The following is a 21725-nucleotide window of genomic DNA, read 5'->3' as shown; positions in this document are numbered from 1 at the left end:
GGGTCTTGCGAACCAGCGCCGATGGGCGCCATCCACGGGATTCCACGGTAACACCTTCCTAGTGAGGCGCATGTTCCGGCTGGTCCGCCCGCGTGTCCGCCACATTCCGGACGAAACCCGGACCTCCGGGGCCATCCGTCTCGTCGTCGGGCCGGGTCCGATCCGCAGCGTGATCGAGCACGCGCAGAGCGGTCAACACCGCGACGGGTACGGCCACCGCCGCGGCCGCCCCGGCCACGGTCAGGGCGGTCCCGCCCAGCGGACCGGCGATCAGCGCCGCCACCGTGACGCCCGCACCCGCCGCCCGCAGCGCCGGATGCAGGCCGAACAGCCGGTTCAGCCCGCCCCACGGCGAGAACTGGCAGAACGCCAGCATCAGCACACCCACCACCGCCAGCACGGTCAGCGGACTGTCCACCAGGGACAGGCCGTTGGCGGCGGCGGCACGCTGCATGGCCGGCCCGGCGGTCCCGTCGGCCAGCGACGTCAGGATCCGGCCCAGGCTGCCCTGCTCGGCCGGAGGCCGGCGCAGGTCGAGCACCGCGAAACCGATCGTCACCGCCAGCCCGGCCACCGCGGCCCAGGCGAAACGCGGGAAGGTCAGCCAGCCACCCGAGCTGATCGCCGCGGCCACGCACACCCCGGCGGTCACCGCGATCGCGCCGGCCGGGTCGGCGCCCAGGTACGGGCTGCCCACCATGACCACGGCCACACCGCCGATCAGCACGGTCACCAGCGGCCGCCACGGCTTACGGATCCACTGCGCCAGGCACCCGGCCACCACCAGCATCCCGGTGACGAACACGCCCAGGCCGACGCTGCCGACACCCGCGTACCGGCCGCCGGTCGCCGCCGAGTAGCCGGCCACACCGTTGAGCTGCAGCTGCGCGCCGGTTAGCAGGTCGGCGCCGACCACCACCGCGCCGATGCCGGCGACCGCCCCGATCGGCCACAGCGTGCGCCGGTAGCGGGGCGCGACCCGGACGGCGACGGTGCCGATCACGGTCAGCACGAGCGTCACCGCGGCGAAGAACAGGGCGGGATGGTCACCCCGCCACCACGGCACCGCGTCGGCGAGCAGCGCGGCGGGCAGCACCAGGGCCACCGCGATCAGCGCGACCTCCATCGCCGCCACCAGGATCCGGGGCGGCGACGCCGGGCCACGCGGGCCGGCGTGCCGGCGGGCGCGCACCATCAGCGGCACGGCGGCCAGGAACAGCAGCAGGTCGGCGGCGGCCAGCGCGGTGAAGAACTCGTCGGCGACGCCGCGCTGGGCGGTCGCCCGCCGGTCCGCGTCGTGGTCGCCGCGCACCGCGTCGGCCAGGTCCGCCGGCCGGCCCGGCACGGTCGTCGCGGACCGGCCGGTGAACAGTCCCTGCGGATCCTGGCGGCCCAGCGCGGCCAGCACGGTCGGCGCCAGGTCGACCAGTTGCAGGTAGCCGTCGCGGCCGGTGCCCGCCGAGGTGAGCCAGCCGCCGTCCCAGCCCTCGCCCTCGGCCATCGCCACGTGCAGGCGGGACGAGTTGGACGTGCCGCCAACCCCGGCGACCACGATCAGCGACCGGTCCGGGCGGGCGGCCACCACCCGGGCGAGCAGGGCGTCGGCGCGGGCCACGGCGGCCCGGCGGGCGGATCCGCTGCCCGAGACGGTGCCCAGGTCGACGATGCTCAGCACGCAGTCGTCGAGCAGGCCCTTGGCGTCGGCGGGCAGCTCGGCCTCGTACCGGTCGACGCGGCCGAACGGGCGGGCCGCCGCGATCGCCGCGCCCGGCCCGACGGCGACCGTGCAGCGCACCGACTCGGCCAGCGCGCCCGGCACCGCACCGTACGCCAGCGCCTGGTTGTTCCGGACGATGCCGTCCTGCTGCTCGATGTCGGCGCCGAGGCTGTCCGGCTGGGTCAGGCCGGGGGCCAGCGGCGGGCACTGGCCCCGCACGGTCTCGGTGCTCCAGGCCGCGTAGTTGCCGGCGCCCAGGGTCAGCCAGCCGTCCGCCGGGCAGGTCACCCGGTGCCCGGAGCGCACCGACAGCCAGCCGACCGAGCCCTTGCCGGCCTCCGCCCAGAGCGCCGGGGTCAGTTCCGGGTCGAGGTCGTCCCAGCGCAGGCCGGCGGCGCCGGCCACCACCACGTAGTCCAGGGGCTGCTTGGCCGGTCCGGGATCCGGGCGTACGGCCAGCGCGGCGACCCCGGCCGCGGCCGCGATCAGGACCAGCGCGTACGGCAACCAGCCGCGTGCTCTCCGCACCGGGAACCCGGCCCGGCGCATCCGCCGCAGCCGGTTGAGCCCTCGCCGCGGCAGGGTGCGGAACGGCTGGAGCCTCACCCACCCACCTCGTGGTAGGCGGCCAGCACGTCGGCCACCGTGTCGTCCTCGTCCGGCCAGCGGGCGGCCTGTTTCGGCCCCCGCGCGGCGTAGTCGGCACGCAGGGCGGGGTCGTCGAGCAGCCGGCGCACCGCGGCGTCCAGCGCGTCCACATCGCCCGGCGGAATCTGCACGGCGGCGTCGCCGACCAGCCCGGGCAGCCCGCCGACCGAGGTGCAGATCATCGGCACCCCGGCCCGCAGCGCCTCCTGGGTGAAGAGCTGCCGCGCCTCCCAGGCGCTGGTCACCACGGCCAGATCGGCGCCGGAGAGCAGGTCGGGGACGTCGTTACGGCGGCCGAGCAGGTGGAACCGGGCGGCCTTCTCGCTGGCCTGCTGGGCCAGCGGCATGTAGCTGGGGCCGGAGCCCGCGACCACGGTGACCGGCGGCGGGGTCAGCGACCGCCACCGGGCCGCCGCGTCGATCAGCACGTCGTAGCGTTTCTGCGGGTGCAACCGGCCGACCGAGAGGATCATCGGGACCTCCGGGCGCAGCCGGAACTCGGCCCGGACCGCGGCCCGCGAGCGTTTCGGCGGGTCCATCGCGGGCGCCGCCACCGGGCTGAACCGGGCCTTGCCGCCCAGCGCGGTCGCGCGTTCCACCAGGTCCTCGGAGGCGCCCAGCACCAGCGCGGCGTTGCGCACCACGATGCGCTCGACCAGGGCCGACGCGCTGGCTCGCAGGCCCTTGCCGAGCACCGCGTTGTGCAGCGTGACGACCAGCGGGACGGACGACCGGGCCAGCCCGGCGACCAGCCCGGCACGGAGCCCGTGCGCGTGGATCACGGTGACGTGGTGAGCCGGGAGGAGGCGGCGCAGCGCGCGCACGGCGCCGGAGTCCAGCGGGCCGGGGTTCGGCGGGATCTCCACGGCCTCGAACACGGCGCCGGCGGCGGCGAAGCCGAACAACTCGTCGGTGGCCGCCGGGCCGCACACCAGCACCGGCCGGCCGGCCGCGACCAGCCCCCGGACCAGCGAGGCGATGTGGTTGCCCACCCCACCGGTGCTGGAGCCCAGCACCAGGGCCACTGTGCCGCTCACGAATCTCCCCTCGTTCTGATCGCTCGCAGGTCGCGCCGGTCGAGGGCGAGGACCACGGCCAGGTAGGCGATGAGCACCGCCACGCCGCCGGCCAGGCCCTGCACGACGCTGCTGCCGATGCCCGTGCCCAGGCCGTCCGCGATCGCGCGGACGGCGAAGAAGCCGGCGAGCGCCGCCACGACCGCCGCCACGATACCGGCCGCCGTCGCCCGGCCCAGTCCGTGCAGCGAGGCCGGACCGGCGTGGCGGCGGACCGCGAGGACCAGCAGGACGCCGATCACGGACATCCCGATCGCGTTGGCCAGGCCGAGCACGAAGACCTGACGCCCCGGTCCCGACGAGGCCGAGAGCAGCACCGCGGCGATCGCCGCGACACCCCACCCGGCCGCGGTGGAGGCTGCCGCCGCGGCCGTGGCGCCCCGGGCGTAGAGGGCGCGGGACAGCAGCGCGAACAGGGCGTACCCGAACAGTCCGGCGGCGAACCCGCGGATGCCGGGCGCGGCGGAGGCCGACCGGACCAGGTACGCGATCGGGTCGGCCAGGGCGAACAGCGCCGCCGCGCCCAGCCCGGCCAGCAGCATCACGGACCGGGCGACCGGGGCGAGCGCCGACCGGAAGCCGTCCGTGTCGGCGGCCGAGAGCGTCGGGTAGACCGCGGTGGCCAGCGGCACCGCCAGCACCGCCCAGGGCAGCAGGAAGACCGTCTGCGCGGCGTTGTAGGCGGTCAGCCCGCCGCCGACCGCCAGCAGGATGACCACCCCGACCATGACCTGCTGCGAGCCCACGGTGACCGCGCCGGCCCAGCCCAGCCGGACCGCGCGCCGCCCCTCGTCGCCTGGGAAGCGGAGACTCGGCCGCCACCTCAGCCGCAGCCGGCGCAGCGGGATCAGCAGGCACATCGCCAGCACGACGACGCCGAGCGTGGTGCCGGCCGAGAGGATCAGTTCACCGGTACGGGTGAGCCCGCCGAACCCGGTCCGGGGCCCGTCCACCGCCGCGTACGTCAGGTAGGCGCCCATCACGGTCACGCTCGACAGCAGCGGGGCGATCACCGGCCACGCGAACCGGTGGTGCGCCTGGAGAACGCCGGTCAGCACGATCCCGGCGCCGTACAGCGGCAGCTGCGGCGCGAATACCCGCAGCATGCTCGCCGCCACCTCGCGGTGCTCGTCCGGGATGCCCGGCAACAGCCCGCTGATCGGCCCGGCGAGCACCGCGACCAGCACGGCGAGCGGGACCATCACCGCGAGCACCCAGGTGAGCAGCGCGGAGGCGACCGTGCTCACCCGTTCCGGCCGCCCGCCCGCCACGTCGGCGGCCAGCAGGGGCACCACCAGCGAGGCCAGCGCACCCCCGGCGACCAGCTCGAAGACGATGTTCGGGATGGTGTTCGCGGCGTTGTAGATGTTGCCCAGCGCGCCGTCGCCGACGGTCTGCAGGAAGACGACCGTCCGCCCGAAACCCGCGATCCGGGAGACGACCGTGAGAACGGTGATGACGAGCGCGGCTCCGGCGACCCTCGTCATGACCGCCCGCACCGAGCGGCAGAGCCCGGCGGCTGCCGACGGGGCCGCAGGCGAGGGCCAGAAGGGCATGACACAGGCAAGCTCAGCCTCGCCGGGGTCATGAACGGCCGAGCTCGTCCAGCCGGCGCAGCCACGGCGTGTCCTGGATGACCTTGGTGAAGCTGACCTTCTCGCTGGCGGCGGTCAGCCCGGCCAGCACGGTCAGCGCGAGCGCCCGCCCGCCCGTCCCGGTACGCGCGGCCAGCGCCAGCCCGAGCAGCGCGCCCAGCGCGTTGGCCCCGGCGTCGCCGAGCATGATCTCCTCGCCCAGGTCGTCCGGCAGCAGCGCCGCCCCCGCGCCCAGCGCACCGGCGGCCAGCCCGCCGCCCTCCCCGAAGGACAGCGGCGTGCCGAGGATCATGCCGGCCTTCAACGCCCGGCCGGGCCGCAGGTCGAGCAGGTTGACCAGGTTCGCGGTGCCGGCGATCACGCCCGCACCGAGCAGCACGTCCCGCTTGCGGCCGCCGAGCAGCGCGGACGCCACCAGCGCCGCCGCGCCCACCCCGGCGATCTTGACCAGGCCGCTGGTCACGTGACCCTCGCGGAGAGCGCCGAGGTGCCCGGCGAAGCCCTTCGCCGCCTTCTGCTCGGGCCGGTTGCCGGCCAGGTCGTCGTAGAAGCCGACCGCGCCGGAGACCACGCCCGCGGTGATCGCGGCGGCTGCCCGGCGGGGCGAGCCCGCGCCCAGGGCGGCGCCGACGGTCGCGCCGGCGGCCAGCGCCGGGCCACCGGCCAGGGTGACCGTGCGGCCTCGGAAGTTGGTGCGCTCCAGTGCGGCGGCGCGCGGGTCACGGCGGATCCAGACGAGCACGGCGCGGGCGGTGAGCCCGGCGATCCCGGACGGGCGGAGGAGAGCCATGGTCCCTGAGTCTAGGTCTTCTTCCAAATTCGCCCTGAAAGCGACGCCCCGGAAGTGAATTCGAAAGAAGACCTAGGGAAGCCGGGCTAAGCGGCGGCCTTGGGCACCAGCGAGGTGGCGCCGGCGGCCAGGCCGTACTGGCCGACCTTGCCCTGCACCACCCGCTCGACCACGCACAGCGCGGTGGCCAGCTGGCCCTGGGTGGAACTGGCGTTGTCCACCGTGGAGATCGTCTTCACCAGGGTCGGGTCGGCGCGCACCTCGGCGACCAGGTTGCCGTCGACCGCGCCGTCGCCGGCCACCACCAGCGGCCGGTCGGTGCCCGCGAACTGGGTGGTCATGGTGACCGCGGCCTGGTTCTTCTTCCCCGCGTTGGTGTCCGTCGGCGGCAGCGCGGAGATGACCACGGTGGCCTCGGCGCCGCCGACCGGCGCCTTGCCGTCCACCTCGTCGGCGGTCAGGTAGCCGGGCTCGGCGTACGCCGCGAGCACCGCGGTCAGGTCGGTGGCGCTGACCGGGGCGGGCTGCTGCTGCAGCGCCCGGGCCAGCAGCGCGCTGGAGGTCTCCACGCCGTTGCTGTTCATCGGCAGCCCGGCCGCCGGCACGGTCGGCTGGGACGCCTGCTCGGCCAGGTCCAGCAGCTCCACGTCGTTCACCGGCTCGAAGAACTTCTCCTGCACCGACACCTTCGCGGTGATCGTCGCCCCGGAGACGGTCAGCATCGCGATCACCTGGTCGGCGTACTTCTGCGTGTTGGGCAGCGCCAGCACCAGGATCTTGCGGCCGGTCAGCTTGCCGTTGAGCAGCGCCGGCGACACCTCGGTCGCGAAGTCCTGCGCCCGGTTCAGCTCCTCACGGAACTGGTTCTGCTGGTCGCGCAGGTTGCTGTTGTCCTTGCTGACCGACTGCACCTGCTCCTTGAGGCTGTCGGCGACCGGGCCGTTGAGCGCCGTGGTGCCCAACACCAGGCCGATGGCCAGCGCGAGGAACACCGCCGTCAGCGACACCACGTGGTACCGGAAGTTGATCAAGGGGAACGTTCCCTACAGCTAGAAGAGGTGGCCGAGCTGGAACAGCAGATTGTCCCACCACTCGGAGACCACGGCGAGGTACGCCTTGCCGACCGTCGACACGGCCACCGCCGAGGCCATCGCCGCGATCGCCGCGAGCACGAGCAGCAGCAGCGACGACCCGGAGATGTTCTGCCGGTAGAGCCGGCTCACGCCCTTGGCGTCGACCAGCTTGCCGCCGACCTTGAGCCGGGTGAGGAACGTGGACGCCATGCCGCCGCGTCCCTTGTCCAGGAACTCGACCAGGTTGGCGTGGGTGCCCACCGCGACGATCAGCGACGCGCCCTTCTCGTCGGCGAGCAGCATCGCCAGGTCCTCGCTGGTGGCCGCGGCCGGGAAGGTCAGGGCGGCGACATCCAGCTGGCGGACCCGGTCCAGGCCCGGGGCACGACCGTCCGGGTACGCGTGCACGACCACCTCGGCGCCGCACCGCAGCACGTCGTCGGTGACCGAGTCCATGTCCCCGATGATCATGTCGGGGCTGTACCCGTTCTCCACCAGCGCGTCCGCGCCGCCGTCCACGCCGATCAGAACCGGCTTGAACTCGCGGATGTACGGCCGCAGCACGTCCAGGTCGGCCTTGTAGTCGTAGCCGCGCACCACGATCAGCACGTGCCGCCCGGCGATCCGGGTCGCGACGTCGGGCACGCCGACGCCGTCCAGCAGCAGGTCACGTTCCTGCTTGAGGTAGTCCATGGTGTTCGCGGCGAACGCCTCGAGCTGCACGGACAGGCCCTCGCGCGCGTCCGCCATCGCGGCCGCCACGGTCAGCGCGTCCTGCCGGACACCGGTGGCCACGGCCGCGCCGTCGACCAGCACGGTGTCGCCCTCGATGGTGACCAGATCACCCTCGCTGACCTTCTCGATCAGCTCCTCGCCGAGGTCGTCGATCAGCGTGATGCCGGCCTGGATCAGCACCTCGGGGCCCAGGTTCGGGTACCGCCCGGAGATCGACGGCTTCGCGTTGAGCACCGCGAGCACGCCCACCGCGACCAGCGAGTCGGCGGCGACCCGGTCGATGTCGACGTGGTCGATGACCGCGATCTCCCCAGGCCGCAGCCGCCCGACCAGGCGTTTGGTCCGGCGGTCGACGCGGGCGGTGCCGGCGAGGGCTCCCGGTTCGACCGTCCGGGTCCGGCGCAAGGTGGGAAGTCGCATCGCCGCCCATCCTGTCACGCGCGTTCACCTTCGCCGCCCGCGACATGCCTGAACTCACCCCCAAAAGGGGGCAAAATTAGCGCCTCTCTTCCTTGACGGCCACGGTCAGCGCCGCTTTTCCTTGACGGCCACGGTCAGCAGCTCTTCCGCGTGCGCGATCCCCAGATCCGAATCGGGCAGACCGGCCAGCATCCGGGACAGCTCGCGCGCCCGGTCGGTCTCCTGGACGACCCGTACACCGCTCGTGGTGATCGCGCCGCCGGTGTCCTTCGCGACCACGAGGTGGGTGTCGGCGAATGCCGCGACCTGCGGCAGGTGCGTCACGACCAGGACCTGATGGGTACGCGCGAGGCGAGCCAGCCGCTTGCCGATCTCCACCGCCGCCGTGCCACCGACCCCGGCGTCCACCTCGTCGAAGACCAGCGTCGGCGGGCCACCCGCACCGGCGAAGACCACCTCGATGGCCAGCATCACCCGGGACAGCTCGCCCCCGGACGCGCCCTTCTGCAGGGGCAGCGACGGCGCCCCCGGGTGGGCCAGCAACCGCAGCTCCACCTCGTCGGCGCCGTCCGGCCCCGGTCCGTCGCTGCGGTCCACCACGGCGACCTCGACCCGCGCGTGCGGCATGGCCAGGCCCGCCAGCTCCACGCTGACCGCCTCGGAGAAGCGGCCCGCCGCCTCCCGCCGGGCCTCGTTCAGTCGAGCCGCCAGGTCGTGGACCTGCGCCTCCAGCCGGAGCCGTTCCCTGTCCAGCTCCTCCAGCACCTCGTCGGAGGTGTCCAGGATGTCCAGCCGGGCGCGGGCGTTGTCGGCCCAGGCGATCACGCCGTCGACGTCGTCCGCGTACTTGCGCATCAGCCCGCGCAGCTCGGCCCGCCGCTCGTAGATCGTCTCCAGCCGGGCCGGATCGGCATCCAGGCTGCTCAGGTAGGTCGACAGCTCGGCCGAGACGTCGCCGACCAGCGTCGCCGCCTCCTCGATGCGGGCCGCCAGGTCGCCCAGCGCGGCGTCCACCTGGGCCTGTGCCTCCAGCGTGCGCCGGGCGGTGCCGAGCAGCTGGGTGGCGTCCGGAGCGTCCTCGGTCACCTCGACGCCGCCGGCCAGCGCCACCGCGGCCTGCATCGCGGCCACCCGCAGACCCTCGGCGTGCTCCAGCCGCTGCACCTCGGCGCGCAGGTCGTCGTCCTCGCCGGGCTGCGGGTCCACCCGGGTGATCTCGTCGAGCCCGAGCTTGAGCAGCTCGGCCTCCTGCGTGCGGGCGCGGGCGTTGGCGCGGCGGTCGGCCAGGTCCTCGACCGCGGCCCGCCACGACGCGTACGCCTCGCGGTAGGTCTCCAGCAGTTTCTCGTGCTCGGGGCCGGCGAACCGGTCGAGCGCCGCCCGCTGCTCGGCCGGGCGCAGCAGCCGCAGCTGGTCGGACTGGCCGTGCACGGCCAGCACCTGCTCGCCGAGCTCGCTGAGCATCGCCACCGGCATGCTGCGGCCGCCGACGTGCGCGCGTGACCGGCCCTCGATCGTGACCGTCCGGCTGAGCAGCACGCTGCCGTCGTCGTCCACCTCGGCGCCTGCCTCGGCGAGCCGCGTCGCCACGGCCCCGGACAGCACGCCGCCGAGGCGCAACCGGCCCTCCACGACCGCGCGGCCCGGGTCGGCACGGACCCGCCCCGCGTCGGCACGGCCGCCGAAGAGCAGCCCCAGCCCGGTCACCACCATGGTCTTGCCGGCGCCGGTCTCGCCGGTGATGACATTCATCCCCGGAGTCAGGTGCAGGGTCGTGTCGTCGATGACACCGAGCCCGGTGATCCGCAGTTCCTCCAGCACAGGGCAGACAGTAGTGGGACCTTGTGACGAATGCCCACCAGGGCTGTGGATCAGCGTCGATTCCCGCGCGGGCCGCCCGGACGGACGCTCACCCGTGCCGCGGGTCAGCGCCGGTTCCCGCGCGGGCCGCCCACGCGGATGCTCACCCGCGTGCTCACCCGCGTGCTCACCCGCGCGAACGCTCACCGGCGCCGCCCACGCGAACGCTCACCCGCGCCGCGGATCAGCGCCGGTTCCCGCGCCAGCCGTCCACCGGCAGGGCGAACTTGGCCACCAGCGTGTCGGTGAACGGGCGCGGGGACAGCCGGACCAGGCGAACCGGCAGGTCACCGCGCTGCACGGTGATCTGCGCGCCGGGCGGCAGGTCCCAGGTGCGTCGGCCGTCGCAGCACATCGTGGCGAACGACGTGTACGGGTCCACGGTGATCGAGAACGTCGAGGTCGGAGCGGTCACCAGCGGCTTGCTGAACAGGGCGTGCGCGCTGATCGGGACCAGCAGCAGCGCCTCCACCTCGGGCCACACCACCGGGCCGCCGGCCGAGAACGCGTACGCCGTGGACCCCGTCGGCGTGGCGCACACCACGCCGTCGCAGCCGTACCGCGACAGTGGCCGGCCGTCCACGTCGACGAGCAGCTCGAGCATCTGGGCCCGCTGTCCCTTCTCGACGCTCACCTCGTTGAGGGCGAACGAGTCGGCGATCAGCCGGCCGTCGTACTCGGCGTGCACGTCCAGCGTCAGCCGTTCGTGGACGGTGTAGGACCCGGCCACCACGTCGGCGATCACCCGGTCGATGTCGCCGGTCTCGGCCACCGCCAGGAAGCCGACGTGCCCGGTGTTGATGCCGAGCATCGGCGCCTTGGCCGGGCGGGCCAGCTCGGCCGCGCGCAGGAAGGTGCCGTCCCCGCCCATCGCGAGGACGATCTCGACGCCGTCGGCGTTGGCCGGGTCGTCGGAGACCGGGATGACGCCCGGCGGCAGGTCGAGGTCGCCGACCTCCTCGGTCAGCACCCGCACCTCGAAGCCCGCGGCGAGCAGGTCCTGTGCGACGGCCCGGGCATGCGCGGCACTCTGCCGGCGTCCCGTGTGGGCCACCAGCAAGGCGGCACGCGTCATGAGGTTTCTCCCGTTGAAGGCGACTCGCCCGAAGTTACCGTGCCCGACGGGCCCGCGGCGACCACAGCCCGTACTCGTTCCGGATCAGCGGGTGGCGCGTCCCGGCGGAACCACACGAAGAACTCGACGTTGCCGCTCGGGCCGGGCAACGGGCTGGCCGTCACGCCGGCCACGCCCAGGCCCAGCCCGGCCCCGGTGGCGCAGACGTCCAGCACCGCCTCGGCGCGCAGGTCCGGGTCGCGGACCACGCCACCGGTGCCGACCCGCTCCTTGCCGACCTCGAACTGCGGCTTGACCATCAGCGCCAGGTCACCGTCCGCCGCGGTGCACGCGGTCAGCGCGGGCAGCACCAGGCGCAGCGAGATGAACGACAGGTCGGCCACCGTCAGATCCACGGCGCCGCCGATCGCGTCCGGGGTGAGCGTGCGGACGTTGGTGCGCTCCAGCACGAGCACCCGGTCGTCGGTGCGGATCGGCCAGGCGAGCTGGCCGTAGCCGACGTCGACCGCGGCCACGTGCACGGCGCCGGCACGCAGGAGCACGTCGGTGAAGCCGCCGGTGGAGGCGCCGGCGTCGAGGCAGCGCTTTCCGGCCACGGTCAGGCCGCCGAATCCCTTCAGCGCACCGGCGAGCTTGTGCCCGCCGCGGGACACGTACTCGTCCTTGGGGTCCGCACCGGTGACCAGGACCGGATCGGCCGGGTCGACCATCGCGGCGACCTTGTGCGCGACCGTGCCACGCACCTGTACGCGGCCCTCGGCGACCAGCGCGGCGGCCTGCTCCCGGGAGCGGGCCAGTTTGCGGCGGACCAGTTCGGCGTCGAGCCGGGCACGACGAGCCATCGAAACCTAGCCGTCGATGCTGGCGAGCGTCTCGCGCAGGACGTCGTGCGCCGCCTCGTACTCGGCGATCTGCTCGGCCGGGGGCAGCTGCGCGGCGTTCTCCAGCGCGGCGAGCATCCCGTCCACCGCCGGGTGGCCGGTCTCGCCGTCGGACCGCTCGGGCAACGCGTTGTACCCGGGCGGAGGCCCCGGAACCACGCCCGGCGTCGGCCCCGGAACCGCGCCCGGCGTCGGCCCCGGACGCGGTCCCGGCGTCGGTCCCGGGCGCGGTCCTGGCGTCGGATAGCTCACTTACCGGCCTCCGGCTGGGTCTTCCTGGCGGAAGCCCGCTTGGCGGTGCCCGCCTTCCTGGCCGGCGCCTTCTTGGCCGGCGCGCTCCCCGGGTCGGAGAACTGCACCGGCGCGACCTTCTTGGCGGCCTTCTTCGCCGGCGCCTTCTTCGCGGGAGCGGCGGCGGCAGGCGGAATCTCGGTCGCCGCGGCGGCGTCGACGACGCTCGCCACCGGCGACTCGGCGGTGCCCGCGGGCACGGCCGGTGTCGCCTTCTCGGCCGGTGTCGCCTTCTTGACCGGCGGCGCCGCGGCCGACGGCATCCGGTTGGGCGTGGCCTTGGCCGCCTTCTTGGCCGGGACGGCCTTCGCCGGGACGGCCTTCGCCGCAGCGCCAGGAGCCGGAGCAGCCGGCGTCGGCGTCGGCGTCGGGGCGACCTTCTTCACGGCTTTCTTCGCGACCTTCTTGGCCGGCAGCGGCGCGGGCTTGTCCAGCACGTCGCCGCCCGAACCCGGACCGGTCGCCGCCTCGGCCGCGCTGACCTTCGCCTGCGCCAGCCGCAGCTGCTTCTCCAGATCGCGGACGCGACCCGTCAGGTCCTTCACCTCGTCCGAGGTGGCCAGCCCGACCACACCCAGCGCACGGTCCACCTCGAAGCGCACGATGTTGGTCAGCGCCTCACGGTTGGCCATGCCGGTGCTGAGCAGATCCTCCACCAGCCCCTGCAACTGGGTGGCCGTCGCGCCACCCTTGTTGACCAGCTCCGAGGCGACCTTCTGCGCCCTCTTCCGGGGCGCCTCGGCCAGTCCGAGCGCCATCTCCAGATACGCCCGCCATGCGTCCTGCATGATCGCCCTCCTTCGCGTCAGGTGCCACGCTACCGGTCCGATGATCGCCGCCGTGTGCGGTACCGTGCGGTCAGCCCGCGGTGTCGCGGATCAAGATGCGGAGGAAGGACCAGCGGATGGCCACCGTGGACGAGTGCCGGCAGGCTCTGCACGACCTCGCCGCCCGGCTGCAGCGGAATGCGGAGACCAGGGGCAAGCTCGACTTCGACCGTACGCTGGCGGCCCGCGTCACCGACCTGGGGACGGCCTTCCACGCCCGCCTCGCCGACGGCCTGCTGGTCGACATCGCCGACGGCGACGACCCGAAGGCCAAGATCGCCCTGATCGCGAGCGGCGACGACCTGATCGCCCTGGTCAACGGCGGCCTGGACGTCACCCGCGCGGTCGCGTCCGGCCAGGTGAAGATCAAGGCCAACCCGTTCGACCTGCTCAAGCTCCGCAAGCTCCTCTAGGCCCGCCCTCACCGACGACGACCCGACTCCGGGCCCGCGCTCACCGACGACGGCCCGGCTCCGGGCCCGCCCTCACCGATGACGACCCGACTCCGGGCCCGCTCTCACCGACGGCGCCTACGCCCTGCGACGTAGGCCGGAAGCCGCGCCCGGACGGACGCTGTTCCGCACGCGTCCGACGAGCCTGAGGGCATGACAAACCCCGTCGTCACGCAACGGCTCACCAAACGCTACGGCTCGCTGACCGCCGTCGACGCGCTCGACCTCGAGGTGCGCGCCGGCGAGGTGTACGGCTTCCTCGGCCCCAACGGCGCCGGCAAGACCACCACGCTGCGGATGCTGCTCGGCCTGATCAAGCCCACCTCCGGCGAGGTACGCCTGTTCGGCGTCCCGCCGGGGCGGCCCGGCCACCTGGCCCGGGTCGGCTCCCTGGTCGAAGGGCCGGCCTTCTACCCGTACCTCAGCGGTTCGGACAACCTCAAAGCGATGGCGCGGCACGCGCGGGTGGGCGCCGGCCGCATCGCGCTGGTCCTCGACCAGGTCGACCTCACCGGCCGCGCCCGCGACCGGTACGCCAGCTACTCGCTCGGCATGAAGCAGCGTCTGGGCGTGGCCGCCGCCCTGCTCAAGGACCCCCGGCTGGTCGTGCTCGACGAGCCCACCAACGGCCTGGACCCGGCCGGCATGGCGGACATGCGCCTGCTGGTGAGGCGGCTCGGCGCGGCCGGCTGCACGGTGCTGCTCTCCAGCCATCTGATGACCGAGGTGCAGGAGCTCTGCGACCGGGTCGGCGTCATCTCCCGGGGGCGGCTGGTCGCCGAGAGCACGGTGGCGGAACTGCGCGGCGACCGTACCCTCCGCATCGTCGCCGACCCCCTCGAAGCCGCCGCCGGCACCGCGCGCGATCTGATCGGAGCGGACGCGGTCAGCGTCCGCGACGGCGGCCTCGACCTCAACGTCGCCCCCGGCCGTGCGCCCGAGATCAACGCCGCGCTGGTCCGTGCCGGAATCGCGGTGCACGAGCTGACCGCCCGCGAACGCAGCCTCGAACAAGCCTTCTTCGACCTCACCGCTCCGGACCCAGCCTCCACCCCGCCACCGCCCCTGACCGGACTGAAGACGGAGCAGAATTATGTTTGACGACATCCGCGCCGAGGCCCGCAAACTGCTGCGCCGGCCCGCGATCTGGACCCTCCTGGCGGTCGCGCTCACGCTTTCGTTGATCTTCACCTACATCGTTCCGTACGCCGGGTACGCCGGCGGCACCTCCGGTCCCACCGCGGATCGCGGCCTGGCGGCGATGCTGCCCGACCAGCTCGTCGGCAACGCGATCGGCGGCCTGCCGGTCTTCCTGGGCGCGCTGATGCTGATCCTCGGCGTGCTCACCGTGGGCAGCGAGTACGCCTGGGGCACCTGGAAGACGGTGCTCACCCAGGACCCGTCACGGGTCCGGGTGTACGCCGCCAAACTGGTCGTCGCCCTGCTCGCGGCGCTGGCCGGGGTGCTCGCCGTGTTCGCCGCCGGGGCCGCGGCGAGCGCCCTGATCGCGTCCGGCGAGAGCGCCCCGCTCGACTGGCCGGCCGCCGGTGACGTCCTGGTCGGGATCGGCGCCGGCTGGCTGATCGCGGCGATGTGGACGGTGCTCGGCGCCCTGCTGGCCGTCGCGCTGCGCGGTGTCGCGCTGCCGGTCGGGCTGGGCCTGGTGTGGCTGCTGGCCGTGCAGAGCCTGCTGTCGCTGATCGCCGCGCCGCTGCTCGACTGGGTGGCCCAGGTGCAGAAGGGTTTGCCCGGCCCGAATGCCGGTTCGCTGGTGGCGGCCCTGGGCGGCGGCACCGACACGCCCGGCGTCGAGGCCGTCGTCGGCGGCGGGCAGGCGACGCTGGTGATCGCGGCGTACGTGATCGCCTTCGCCGCGCTGGGCGGTGCGACCCTCCGCCGGCGTGACATCCTGTGAAGGTGCTCGACGGCTTGCTGGCGCTGGTGCTCCTCCTGGCCGGGGTGGCCGGGACGGCGCCGGCGTCCCGCAACGTCGGCCTGACGGTCACCGGCTGGTGGGTGTACGTGCCGGTGGTCGTGGCCGCCCTCGCCATCGTGGTCCGGAGGCGGTTCCCGCTGCCGGTCCTCGGTGTCACGATCGCGGCGCTCTGTGCGTACCTCCTGATGGGTCTGCTCTTCGGTCCGATCCTGTTCAGTCTGGGGTTCGCGCTCTACACCGTCGCCGCCCACCGCGTGCTGCGCGTGTCGGGAGCGGCGGCCGGGGTGGCGGCGGTGCTGACGGTGGCGTGCGGCGTGATCGGGACCGGCTTCGACCTGCTGGCCGTGATGCCGGTGACGGCGTGGGCGGTGGTCCCGCTGGCGATCGGCGTGACGGTGCGGGTGACGCGTGAGCAGACCCTCCAGTCCCGCCGCGACGAACTCCGCCGCCACGCCGACACCGAGCGCCTCCGCGTGGCCCAGGAGGTCCACGACGTGGTCGGCCACGGCCTGGCCGCGATCACCATGCAGGCCGACATAGCCCTCCACGTCCTGGCCAAGCGGAGCCCCGCTCCCACGCCCGCATCCCCTCCCGCGCCCGCATCCTCTTCGGCGCCCGCATCCTCTTCGGCGCCCGCATCCTTGCCCGTCTCCTCCGCGACCCAGGACCGTGCGGACGCGGCCCTCACCGCGGCCCTCACCGCGGCCGAGGACGCACTCACCGCGATCAGCCGGACGAGCCGCGAATCGCTGGACGAACTGCGGGCAACCCTCGGCGCGGTGCGGCGCGGCCCGGCGGACGACCGCAGCCCCGTCGCCGGCCTCGCCCACCTCGGCGCGCTGGTGGACCGCACCCGATCGGCCGGCGTGCCGGTTTCTCTTTCGATCACGGGCACGATCACCGGCCTGCAGACCGCCGTGGACCTCGCCGCTTACCGCGTCGTCCAGGAGTCCCTGACCAACGTCCTGCGCCACGCGGGCTCGGCGACCGCCGCGGTCAGCGTCGAGAACTCCGCAGGCAACCTGACGATCAAAGTGACCGACACCGGCCATGGCGCGCCCTCGACGAGGTCACCCCACGGCGGCGGGCACGGTCTGATCGGCATGCGCGAGCGGGTGACGGCCCTCGGCGGCACCATGTCGGCGGGCCCGCAATCCACCGGCGGCTACGCCGTGACAGCCACGATTCCCGTGCCGCACCAGCGATCCGCCGCTTCCCAAGAGCCTGGAGCCGCCGATGACCGGGGCTGATGTCCGCGTGCTCGTGGCCGACGACCAGGACCTGGTCCGCATCGGCCTGCGCACCCTCCTGGACAGCGAGGACGGCCTGACCGTGGTGGGCGAGGCAGCCGACGGCCTGGCCGCCGTGAACCAGACCCGCGCCCTGCACCCCGACGTGGTCCTGATGGACATCCGCATGCCCGGCATCGACGGCATCGAGGCCACCCGCCGAATCGCCGCCGACCCCGACCTGTCCGCGACCCGCGTGGTGGTCCTGACCACGTTCGAGGTGGACGCCTACGTCTTCGACGCGCTACGCCACGGCGCCAGCGGTTTCCTCACCAAGGACACCAAGCCCGCCGATCTCGTACGCGCCATCCACCTGATCGCCGCCGGCGAGGCCCTGCTGTCCCCCTCGGTCACCCGGAGGGTGGTCCGCGAGTTCGCCGCCCGCCCGGCCCGGATCCTGAAGCCGCACCCCCGGCTGGAGACGCTGACCGACCGCGAACGCGAGATCACCGGCCTGGTCGGCGAGGGCCTCAGCAACGACGAGATAGCCGCCCGCCTGGTGGTCAGCCCCGCCACGGCCCGCACCCACGTCAGCCGAGCCATGATCAAACTCGCGGCCCGCGACCGCGCCCAGCTGGTCGTCTTCGCCTACCAGTCAGGCCTGGTCGACTGACCCGCCGCAACCGCACGGCTAGCCAGAAATCGCATCGCGCGCGCACCGCCACCTCCCCCACCCCGTCACTGGGTGGGCCGAAATGTAGCGGCCGGGTACGACAGTTTCCGGAGTTATCCCCAGGCGGCGAGGACCTCGCGTGCCTCGTCGGAGCCCGCCTCCGGTGACGCGCCCGCCCACGTGTGCGGGCACAGCAACCGCAGCGCGTCGACCGCCGACCCGGCGCCGTCCAGCGTCACCGTGGACCCGGCGACCGTGACCTTCCACCCGCCCAGCGACGTCGTGTCCGCCCCCGGGATGCGAACCTCCTCGGCCGGCACGAACAGCCCGGCAAGGTCGGCCGCCACATAGGTGGGACGGCGTTCGGGTTCGGCCGCGAGCAGATCGGCCGGGCCGCTGACTCCGGTCAGGACCAGCAGGCTGTCCGTGCCGGCGTTGTTGGCGCCTTCGATGTCGGTGTCGAGCCGGTCGCCCACGGTCAGCGGGTGCTCGGCCCCGGACAGGGTCGCGGCCGTCGTGAACAGCGCCGGCTCCGGCTTGCCCACGACGATGTCCGGATCCCGGTCGAGGGCCGTGCGCAGGACCGCGACCAGGGAACCGTTGCCCGGCAGCGGGCCGCGCGGGCTGGGCAGGGTGCGGTCGGTGTTGGTGGCCACCCACGTCGCGCCGGCGCGCACGGCCAGCGCGGCTTCGGCGAGGACCTTCCAGCCGACGTCCGGCCCGTAGCCCTGGACCACCGCGGCCGGCTTGTCCTCGAACGTCTCCACCACGGTCAGGCCGGCGTCGCGGACCTCGGCCCGCAACGCTTCGGCGCCGACGACCAGGACGGGCGAGCCCGGCGCGAGTCGCTGGGCCAGCAGGGCCGCGGCGGCGCCGGCCGAGGTGAGGACCTCGTCCGGCTTCGCCGGGACACCCATGCCGGTGAGCAGGGCTGCGACGTCGGCCGCGCGGCGCGAGGCGTTGTTCGTCGCGTACGCCACGGCGACGCCACCGTCGCGCAGCCGCTCGACCGCTTCCGCCGCGCCCGGGATGGGCCGGTCGATCAGGTAGACGACGCCGTCCAGATCGAAGACGACCAGGTCGTACGCGTCGACCAGCCCGCCGCTCACGACCGGCGCTCGCCGTCTGCCGTGAACTCGTCCCCGTCCGCCTTGTCGTCGCCGCTCTTGCCGTCGCCGCTCTTGCCGTCGCCGCTCTGGTTGTCCGCGCCGTCGGCCGGCGTCCCCGCATCCGAGAACGTCACCACGGGCGGCTGAGTCGACGTGGCGTCGGCCACCCGGGTCTCGTCGTCGAAGTCGTCCTCGCCCCGGAGGTCGTCCTCCTCGCCGAGAGCCGCCTCGCCTTCAGCAACGTCAGCCTCGACCGAGTCGCCGTCGGGCTCGGAACGCACCTCGGCGACGTCGGTGTCGAACTCGGCCCGTGCCGCGGCCTCCGCTCGGTCGGGGTCACCCAGATCGGCGACCTCGCCCGAAGCGAGAACGTCGTCGACCTCGTCCTCCTCCGCGGAGTCCTCGTCCACGGAATCGTCGTCCTCGGAATCGTCGTCCTCGGAATCGTCGTCCTCGGAATCGTCGTCCTCGGAATCGTCGTCCCCGGCGATGTCGGAGGTCTCGGCGACGTCGACGTCGGAGTCCGTGCGCGCCTCGGCGTCGCCCTCGCTCTCGTCGGTGCCGTCCTCGTCGTCCTCGCCCTCGTCCTCGTCGCCCGTGAGGGTGACGCCGTCGAGTTCGAGAAGGCGTTCGACGGCGTCGGTGGCCTCGTCGGTGTCGGCCGCGGCCGCCCGGGAGAACCACTCGCGCGCCTCGTCACGACGGTCCGCCGCGAGCAGCGCGTCCGCGTAGGCGTAACGCAGCCGCGCCGCCCACTCGGCGTCCTCGTCGGCGGTCAGCTCGCGTACCTGGAGCATCGCCACCGCGGCGTCGTGCTGGCCCAGGTCGCCCCGGGCGCCCGCCGCCACGATCAGCAGTTCGATCGTGCTGGCCTTGTCCAGCGCCTCACGGTCGGCGCCGCGGAACAGGTCGATCGCCCGTTCCGGCCGGCCGAGCGCCCGCTCGCTGTCCGCGATCTCGGCCAGGTGCGTCTGCTTGCCCGACATCCGGTGGTAGGTCCGCAGCTCCGAGATCGCGGTCGCCCAGTCCCCGGCGGCGTAGGCGGCCAGCCCGACCGCCTCACGCACCACGGCGATCCGGGACGCGATCCGCCGCGCCGCGATGGCGTGCTGCAGAGCCAGCTCGGCGTCCTCGTCGATGATCTGCCCGGCCGCGACGAGGTGCCGCGACACCCGGTCGGACATGTCGCGCGACAGCGTCACGAGCTCCGAGCGGACCTCCTTGTCGAGGTCGCTCGCCTGGATGTCCTCGGGGATGTCGGGCGCCTGGAAGCCAAGCTGCTCGTCATCCCGGCCCTGCGGTGCCTCACGGTCGTTCGGTCCGCGGTTTTCCCGGTACGAGTCCCGCGGTCCCCGATCGCCACGGTCGTCGCGCCGATCCTGGTCGCTGCGGAACCCGCCCTGCGGCCGGTCACGGAACCCGCCGCGCTCACGGTCCTGGAATCCACCCCGGTCCTGCGACCCACCCCGGTCCTGCGACCCGGCACGATCCTGCGTACCGGCGCGGTCACGGAACCCGCCCCGGTCACGGTCCTGGAAGCCGCCGCGATCACGGTCCGGCGCACCGGCACGGTCCTGCGAGCCGGCGCGGTCACGGAACCCGCCCCGGTCACGGTCCTGGAAGCCGCCACGCTCACGGTCGCCACCGCGGAAGCCACCCCGGTCGCCACCACGCGAGTCACCCCGGAAGCCGCCGCGGTCACCACCACGGTCACCTCCGCGGTCCCGGTCGAAGCCACCACGGTCGAAGCCACCACGGTCGGAGCCGCCCCGATCGGAACCGCCCCGGTCCCGGTCGAAGCCGCCGCCCTGGGGCCGGTCGTCCCGGCGGAAGCCGCCACGGTCGTCACGAGGCCGGTCGCTGCGAAAGCCACCGCCCTGCGGACGGTCACCGGAAGGCCGGTCACGGAACCCGCCACCTTGCGGACGGTCGCCCGAGGGCCGGTCACGGAACCCGCCGCCCTGCGGACGATCACCCCGCCCGCCCTGGTAGCCCGGCCGTCCACCACGGTCGTCACGGGCGCCACCACGATCGTCACGAGGCCGGTCGCTGCGGAAGCCACCACCCTGCGGACGGTCACCGGAAGGCCGGTCACGGAACCCGCCGCCCTGCGGACGGTCACTGCTCCCCTGGTATCCACCACGGTCCCGGTCGCCGCCGCGGAAGCCGCCCCGGTCGTCACGGCGGTCCCGGTCACCCCGGAAGCCACCCTGCGGACGGTCTCCGTAGGAACGCTCCCCCGAGGCCCGTTCGGGCCGGTCGCCGGCGGGCCGGTCACGGTAGCCGCCACCCTGGGGCCGGTCACCCCGGTCGTCCCGGCGGTAGCCACCCCGGTCGTCACGCGGCGGGCCACTCCGGAAGCCACCGCCCTGCGGACGATCACTGCTCCCCTGGTAACCGCCACGGTCCCGGTCGCCACCGCGGTCGCCCTGGTACCCACCGCTGCTGCCGCCACTGCGCGATCCACCCTGATAGCCGCCGCTGCTGCCACCACGCGAGCCACCCTGGTAACCACCGCTGCTACCGCCACGGTCACTGCTGCCACCGCGCGAGCCACCTTGGTAACCACCGCGGTCACCGCTCACGCTGCGCGATCCACCCTGATAGCCGCCGCTGCTGCCACCACTGCGCGAACCACCCTGATAGCCGCCGCTGCTGCCACCACTGCGCGAACCACCCTGATAGCCGCCGCTGCTGCCACCAGTACGCGAACCACCCTGATAGCCGCCGCTGCTGCCACCAGTACGCGAACCACCCTGATAGCCGCCGCTGCTGCCACCACTACGCGAACCACCCTGATAGCCGCCGCTGCTGCCACCACTACGCGAACCACCCTGATAGCCACCACGTGAGCCGCCTCGGTCGCCGCCGCGGGAGTCGCCACGGTCGCGGTCGCCGCGATAGCCGGCGGAACGATCGCCCCGGTCACCACGCTGGCTGGCGTCACCATCCCGGTCGCGACTCCGGCCGTTGCGGCCCTCGTCGTCGCGCTGGGAGCCGCCGTCCTGCGGTCCTGTCGTCACGGGTCAATCCTTCCGATCCGGCGCGGCCCACAGCGGGCGGGCGCCTAAGTTCAAACACTCAGCGTTCCAAGCTACAGCGGTCGTCATCGCGCCGCTGGTGCTGGCATCCGCTGCAGCCCCCGCACAGCGATCCACACTGTCCACAAATGCAGTTAAGGGCCACCCTCTCGGGTGGCCCTCAACCGTAGGTTTAGTCCGGCGGCGTCCTACTCTCCCACACCCTCCCGAGTGCAGTACCATCGGCGCTGGCAGGCTTAGCTTCCGGGTTCGGAATGAGACCGGGCGTTTCCCTGCCGCTATGACCACCGAAACACT

The 21725-nt window shown here is 73.8% G+C and carries 18 protein-coding genes, 1 rRNA gene and 1 pseudogene; 6 read left to right on the top strand and 14 right to left on the bottom strand.

The features are described from left to right. Positions 1 to 58: 58 nt before the first annotated feature. The 11 genes and pseudogenes from QSK31_RS46605 to QSK31_RS49055 form a co-directional block, all read right to left on the bottom strand. Positions 59 to 2323, bottom strand: a complete 2265-nt coding sequence (locus tag QSK31_RS46605) for a hypothetical protein (RefSeq protein ID WP_502873124.1) — start codon at positions 2321 to 2323, stop codon at positions 59 to 61. Next, positions 2320 to 3402, bottom strand: coding sequence for a glycosyltransferase family 4 protein (locus QSK31_RS46600; protein WP_285691603.1), 1083 nt, complete (start codon positions 3400 to 3402; stop codon positions 2320 to 2322). The genes QSK31_RS46605 and QSK31_RS46600 overlap by 4 nt, the downstream gene beginning before the upstream one ends. After that, positions 3341 to 4997, bottom strand: a pseudogene (gene murJ, locus QSK31_RS46595) (murein biosynthesis integral membrane protein MurJ); the annotation flags it as partial. The gene QSK31_RS46600 and the pseudogene murJ, both read right to left, overlap by 62 nt. Before the next feature lie 28 nt (positions 4998 to 5025). Then, a complete protein-coding gene (locus tag QSK31_RS46590; RefSeq protein WP_285691601.1) occupies positions 5026 to 5826 on the bottom strand; it encodes a hypothetical protein in 801 nt (266 codons plus the stop codon). An 86-nt stretch (positions 5827 to 5912) separates the two neighbouring features. Further along, positions 5913 to 6857 carry a copper transporter gene (locus QSK31_RS46585; protein WP_285691600.1) on the bottom strand — a complete coding sequence of 315 codons (945 nt, stop codon included), beginning with the start codon at positions 6855 to 6857 and terminating at the stop codon, positions 5913 to 5915. Positions 6858 to 6875: 18 nt separating this feature from the next. Continuing rightward, entirely contained in the window at positions 6876 to 8054 is a 1179-nt protein-coding gene (gene steA / locus QSK31_RS46580) for a putative cytokinetic ring protein SteA (RefSeq protein WP_285691599.1), read from the bottom strand. Positions 8055 to 8159: 105 nt separating this feature from the next. Continuing rightward, positions 8160 to 9875, bottom strand: coding sequence for a DNA repair protein RecN (gene recN, locus QSK31_RS46575; RefSeq protein WP_285691598.1), 1716 nt, complete (start codon positions 9873 to 9875; stop codon positions 8160 to 8162). Between the two features lie 223 nt (positions 9876 to 10098). Further along, the gene (locus QSK31_RS46570; RefSeq protein WP_285691597.1) at positions 10099 to 10989 is read right to left on the bottom strand and encodes an NAD kinase; all 891 of its coding nucleotides are present in this window, start codon (positions 10987 to 10989) and stop codon (positions 10099 to 10101) included. Further along, positions 10986 to 11831, bottom strand: coding sequence for a TlyA family RNA methyltransferase (locus QSK31_RS46565; protein ID WP_285691596.1), 846 nt, complete (start codon positions 11829 to 11831; stop codon positions 10986 to 10988). Before QSK31_RS46565 ends, QSK31_RS46570 begins: the two co-directional genes overlap by 4 nt. 6 nt (positions 11832 to 11837) lie before the next feature. Beyond that, positions 11838 to 11996, bottom strand: a complete 159-nt coding sequence (locus QSK31_RS46560; protein WP_285691595.1) for a hypothetical protein — start codon at positions 11994 to 11996, stop codon at positions 11838 to 11840. A 122-nt stretch (positions 11997 to 12118) separates the two neighbouring features. Next, positions 12119 to 12949 (bottom strand): phasin family protein, encoded by an 831-nt coding sequence (locus tag QSK31_RS49055; protein WP_352244750.1) that lies wholly within the window; start codon positions 12947 to 12949, stop codon positions 12119 to 12121. 116 nt (positions 12950 to 13065) lie between these two features. Here QSK31_RS49055 and QSK31_RS46550 point away from each other — a divergent pair, with 116 nt between their 5' ends. The 5 genes from QSK31_RS46550 (at position 13066) to QSK31_RS46530 (ending at position 17278) form a co-directional block, all read left to right on the top strand. Then, positions 13066 to 13401, top strand: a complete 336-nt coding sequence (locus QSK31_RS46550; RefSeq protein ID WP_285691594.1) for an SCP2 sterol-binding domain-containing protein — start codon at positions 13066 to 13068, stop codon at positions 13399 to 13401. Between the two features lie 192 nt (positions 13402 to 13593). Further along, positions 13594 to 14541, top strand: a complete 948-nt coding sequence (locus QSK31_RS46545; RefSeq protein ID WP_285691593.1) for an ABC transporter ATP-binding protein — start codon at positions 13594 to 13596, stop codon at positions 14539 to 14541. Next, positions 14534 to 15355 carry an ABC transporter permease gene (locus QSK31_RS46540; protein ID WP_285691592.1) on the top strand — a complete coding sequence of 274 codons (822 nt, stop codon included), beginning with the start codon at positions 14534 to 14536 and terminating at the stop codon, positions 15353 to 15355. Before QSK31_RS46545 ends, QSK31_RS46540 begins: the two co-directional genes overlap by 8 nt. 2 nt (positions 15356 to 15357) lie before the next feature. Continuing rightward, positions 15358 to 16626, top strand: coding sequence for a sensor histidine kinase (locus tag QSK31_RS46535; protein WP_285691591.1), 1269 nt, complete (start codon positions 15358 to 15360; stop codon positions 16624 to 16626). Further along, positions 16613 to 17278: a response regulator transcription factor gene (locus QSK31_RS46530; protein ID WP_285691590.1), complete on the top strand. Its 666-nt coding sequence runs from the start codon at positions 16613 to 16615 to the stop codon at positions 17276 to 17278. Before QSK31_RS46535 ends, QSK31_RS46530 begins: the two co-directional genes overlap by 14 nt. Before the next feature lie 113 nt (positions 17279 to 17391). On the opposite strand, the gene QSK31_RS46525 is transcribed toward QSK31_RS46530, so the two are convergent. Together QSK31_RS46525 and QSK31_RS46520 are read right to left on the bottom strand one after the other, a co-directional pair. Next, the gene (locus QSK31_RS46525; protein ID WP_285691589.1) at positions 17392 to 18387 is read right to left on the bottom strand and encodes an HAD-IIA family hydrolase; all 996 of its coding nucleotides are present in this window, start codon (positions 18385 to 18387) and stop codon (positions 17392 to 17394) included. Beyond that, the gene (locus QSK31_RS46520) at positions 18384 to 19571 is read right to left on the bottom strand and encodes a hypothetical protein (protein ID WP_285691588.1); all 1188 of its coding nucleotides are present in this window, start codon (positions 19569 to 19571) and stop codon (positions 18384 to 18386) included. Before QSK31_RS46520 ends, QSK31_RS46525 begins: the two co-directional genes overlap by 4 nt. Here QSK31_RS46520 and QSK31_RS46515 point away from each other — a divergent pair. Continuing rightward, a complete protein-coding gene (locus QSK31_RS46515; protein ID WP_285691587.1) occupies positions 19494 to 21239 on the top strand; it encodes a hypothetical protein in 1746 nt (581 codons plus the stop codon). The two genes, QSK31_RS46520 and QSK31_RS46515, sit on opposite strands and share 78 nt — an antisense overlap. Before the next feature lie 364 nt (positions 21240 to 21603). Here QSK31_RS46515 and rrf read toward each other — a convergent pair. Continuing rightward, positions 21604 to 21720, bottom strand: a 5S ribosomal RNA gene (gene rrf / locus QSK31_RS46510). Positions 21721 to 21725: the final 5 nt, after the last annotated feature.

The organism is Actinoplanes sp. NBRC 103695 (assembly GCF_030269485.1).
Taxonomy (GTDB): domain Bacteria; phylum Actinomycetota; class Actinomycetes; order Mycobacteriales; family Micromonosporaceae; genus Actinoplanes.
Note: the sequence above shows the minus strand (reverse complement) of the source record. Positions and strands in the feature narration are given on the sequence as shown.

Excerpts from the sequence above, each read along its gene's own strand:
- QSK31_RS49055 (WP_352244750.1), bottom strand. The coding sequence starts at position 12,949 with ATGCAGGACGCATGGCGGGCGTATCTGGAGATGGCGCTCGGACTGGCC.
- QSK31_RS46540 (WP_285691592.1), top strand. The coding sequence starts at position 14,534 with ATGTTTGACGACATCCGCGCCGAGGCCCGCAAACTGCTGCGCCGGCCC.
- steA (WP_285691599.1), bottom strand. The coding sequence starts at position 8,054 with ATGCGACTTCCCACCTTGCGCCGGACCCGGACGGTCGAACCGGGAGCC.
- QSK31_RS46570 (WP_285691597.1), bottom strand. The coding sequence starts at position 10,989 with ATGACGCGTGCCGCCTTGCTGGTGGCCCACACGGGACGCCGGCAGAGT.
- QSK31_RS46550 (WP_285691594.1), top strand. The coding sequence starts at position 13,066 with ATGGCCACCGTGGACGAGTGCCGGCAGGCTCTGCACGACCTCGCCGCC.
- QSK31_RS46520 (WP_285691588.1), bottom strand. The coding sequence starts at position 19,571 with ATGTCCGACCGGGTGTCGCGGCACCTCGTCGCGGCCGGGCAGATCATC.
- QSK31_RS46545 (WP_285691593.1), top strand. The coding sequence starts at position 13,594 with ATGACAAACCCCGTCGTCACGCAACGGCTCACCAAACGCTACGGCTCG.
- QSK31_RS46590 (WP_285691601.1), bottom strand. The coding sequence starts at position 5,826 with ATGGCTCTCCTCCGCCCGTCCGGGATCGCCGGGCTCACCGCCCGCGCC.
- QSK31_RS46565 (WP_285691596.1), bottom strand. The coding sequence starts at position 11,831 with ATGGCTCGTCGTGCCCGGCTCGACGCCGAACTGGTCCGCCGCAAACTG.
- QSK31_RS46530 (WP_285691590.1), top strand. The coding sequence starts at position 16,613 with ATGACCGGGGCTGATGTCCGCGTGCTCGTGGCCGACGACCAGGACCTG.